Annotated in this window: 2 protein-coding genes; one reads left to right on the top strand and one right to left on the bottom strand. The window is 32.4% G+C overall.

The annotated features are described in order from the left end of the window. Positions 1 to 325 precede the first annotated feature (325 nt). Positions 326 to 1,318: a PD40 domain-containing protein gene (locus HNS40_RS21815; RefSeq protein ID WP_172284834.1), complete on the top strand. Its 993-nt coding sequence runs from the start codon at positions 326 to 328 to the stop codon at positions 1,316 to 1,318. A 112-nt stretch (positions 1,319 to 1,430) separates the two neighbouring features. Here HNS40_RS21815 and HNS40_RS21810 read toward each other — a convergent pair whose 3' ends face one another. Next, positions 1,431 to 3,323, bottom strand: coding sequence for an amidohydrolase family protein (locus HNS40_RS21810; protein WP_172284833.1), 1,893 nt, complete (start codon positions 3,321 to 3,323; stop codon positions 1,431 to 1,433). Positions 3,324 to 3,489 lie beyond the last annotated feature (166 nt).

Below are 3,489 nucleotides of genomic sequence, written 5' to 3'. Positions count from 1 at the left end.
ACAGCCCAAATATCCCAGGCGACTCATTAGCTAAATTATCAAGGTATTGTACTTATGAGAAAAGGAAAAATCGATTAAATTTTGAGCAACAAATTGAAAGAGCTTTTTGCTTAAGTTAACGCTAATGCCCTTTGGGGAGGTTTAGTTCAACAAAGTATAAAAATAATAGCCGAGACAGTAGTAAATTCAAGAGTTGTAGCCCGCTTTCCCGAAGCTTCGGGATAACTTGACAGGAAAGTGCCACGCACTCGGCTACTATTCTTATACTCAACGTTACCAAACATATTTTCGTATGACATAATTAAACATCTAAAACTTATGAAACATGAAGCTAAAACAATTAATAATCGCAATTTTGGTAATATCAGCTGAAATAGCTTTATTTCATAGCTGCAAAATATATAGTTCTAAACAATTAGGATTTAAAGAACTTTTTCTGGAGCAATCAGCTCCAAATAAAACACCTGAGATTTTTGCTTTAGGAATTATTTCATCAAATGATCAGGAACATAGTTCATTATCATTTTCACCTGATGGAAAAGAAATTTGGTGGAGTTTATGGCATTTACCGCATGACTTGGATAAATATCCTCAAGTAATTAAGTATATCAAATTTGAAAATAAACAATGGAGTAAGCCTTTAGTTGCTTCCTTTTCTGGGACATACAGAGATGGAGGACCTGCTTTTTCTCCAGACGGAAACAGAATTTATTTTTACTCACGCAGACCTCTTAATAAGAAAAGTGAAGTAATGCATGATAATGATATTTGGTATGTTGAAAGAACTCAAGACGGTTGGAGTCAAGCTTTTAACCTTGGGAAACCAGTTAATACTGAATATGTGGAAGCAACGCCATGTTTAGCAAATAACGGCAATTTATATTTTACATCTAACAGAAATCAATATGATGATCCTACAGGTAATAATGACATATTTGTATCTCATTACCATAATGGAGTTTTTGGAGAACCGGTAAGTGTAAGTGATAAAATTAATACCACTTATGCAAGAGAATCATTCCCTTATATTAGTTTCGATGAAACTTACATTATCTTTAGTAGAGATAGTCGTAAGTTTGATTCAAATGGAAATTGTATATTTGGAAATCGAAAAATGATGATCAGTTTTAGAGATGAAAAAGGTGAATGGATAAATCCGGTTGATATGGGTACTCATTTTGAAAATACAAGATTTCCGTCTGTATCTCCTGAAAGAAAATATTTATTTTTTACAAAATATTCGGAGAATACAAGTGAAGACTTTTATTGGGTTGATGCAAGAGTTATTGATGAATTGAAACCTGTACATTTAAAATAGGCAGGAAATCAAGAAAGTATTCTCTAAGACATAAAACGTTTAACAACTAGATCATAATCCTTTTTCAGGATTATGATCTAGTTGTTATGGCAAGTTCAAATTCTTACACCTGTCACTTTTTTAATTTCTTCATTTTCTCTAAATTGTCCTGATATTCCTTTTTATTTGGAGAAATCTCAATTGCCTTTTTCATGGTCGTAATCGCATCGTCGAATTGATTACTTTCAAAATACAGCCATGCAAGTGTATCATAAAGAGCTGCAACCGCATATATTTCAATGGCTCCCTTTATTGCCTTAATTCCAGCTGGGTATTGTTGCTTCCATTTGTTCTCGTAAATAAACCAGGAATAATTATTTAAGAGTAGAAATTTTGCTACCCAGTCAAGAGTATATTTTGATGCATCATTGAAGGCTTTTGGCAAGTTTTCAAAATCCTTCTGCTTTAAATAATACTTAAAAACTGCACTATATCCGCATCCAAGTAATACTGAATCTTTTTCTTCTCTAAGTATATTTAATAGTGGATCTATTTTATCATGTTGAGTACAATTAAATGCTGCTTTCCAGAATCCTGTTCGTAATTGAGTAGCATCGCTATCCAGCCGAATCATCTCATCCAACTTTTCTCGTGAGTACCATTCTCCTTTTATCATAACACTTTGAATGTCGTTTATATTAATAGATTTGAGTGGGTTTTTATCCATTAATACGAAATCTGCTCTTTTACCTACTTCAATGGTTCCAATTTCATTCTTTCCAGTTATTTGCTCAATCAAAATTCCTGCATTTCGGGTTGCAGTTGAAAGTGCTTCATAGGGCGAAAATCCATTATCAATAAGGATTTCTAATTCTTTGTAAACTGATACACCGGGAATGACTGATAATTCTTGAGGACCGCCATCAGTTCCAAGAACAATTGGAATGTTTTGTTTTTTCAGTTCTCTCAACATTGCCTCACAAATTTTGTAGCTAAGGGAAGGTATGTTTTCCCTGCCTTTAAACATTGATTGATGTTTGTTATAACCAAGTGCAAAATTAGATAAAGCAGCCTCTGGGAGATATTTATTTAATGGTCTGTTTAAGAAATTGTCAGCATCAAACACTTTATCTCTTACAAGCTTCTCAACAATAAGGGTTGTGTGGACTGTGATACCAGTGCCTGCCAATTTTGATACGATTTTTGCCGCATCTTCATTTATCCTTTGTGTAGATTCTTTGTCAGATAATGAACCATATTTTTTATCGAGAGAAGCCCATTTTGTATAAAACCAATCCATTACTTCCAAAGTATCTGATCTGTTTAAATCTGCAAACTCCTGTGTCATTTCTATTATATGCGCTATTTCATCCATCTTTTCTGATATAACATTATCTAAACCAACATTAAATGAAATATGACCAATGGTATGCAAATTCAATTCTTTAGCCTTATGCATTGCTTTCTTAAAATCATCTAGAAAAAAATAACCATACAATTTAACACCTTCATATCCCTCATCAGAATATTTTTGTATTAGTTCAAGGTAATTTTTTTCATAACCTCTAATAATCGGTGGGTATGTGATAATAGCCGGGCCTATCACTTCCCCTTTTTCGATATTCTCTTTAAGTTTATTAATAAAGGGCTGACCATGCAAATCTCTCACTGTTGTTACTCCATGAGCTACATACATAGTTGGTTGCGAAATAGGCCAGTTTGCACGCTCTATAGTACTAAAATGCACATGCATATCTGCCAAACCAGGTATAAGATATCCTTCTTTACAGTCAATAATTTGACCATTGCTAATATTATCTTTCTTTTTGGAAGGTATTATAGATGTGATAATGCCATCTTTTATAATTACTTTATGATGTTTAAGAATTATATTTTTTGTCATTGGCACAATATTCACATTATCAAGTATGATAATGTTCTGGTCTTCTTGAGCAAAACAGGGTTTTACTGATATTAAACTATACAGGATTATTATTTGAATAGCATAAAGTAGTTTCTTTTTCATAAGATTTATTATTTTATTATTAATGAATAAATGTATCGTTTAATGTTTTGGCCCCTTAAACAATCGGACAAAGTTATAGTTAGAAATCTATAAATTTGTACGATCATGACAGAAAAAAGAAAGTTTACAAAAGAAGAAAAGCTTCAATTAATAAAAGAAGCAGCCG

The sequence above is a fragment of the Lentimicrobium sp. S6 genome (genome assembly GCF_013166635.1).
Lineage (GTDB): Bacteria > Bacteroidota > Bacteroidia > Bacteroidales > UBA12170 > UBA12170.
This window is presented reverse-complemented; position numbering and strand designations above follow the sequence as displayed.

Coding starts and splice junctions, on each gene's coding strand:
- HNS40_RS21810 (WP_172284833.1), bottom strand. CDS start 3,323: ATGAAAAAGAAACTACTTTATGCTATTCAAATAATAATCCTGTATAGT.
- HNS40_RS21815 (WP_172284834.1), top strand. CDS start 326: ATGAAGCTAAAACAATTAATAATCGCAATTTTGGTAATATCAGCTGAA.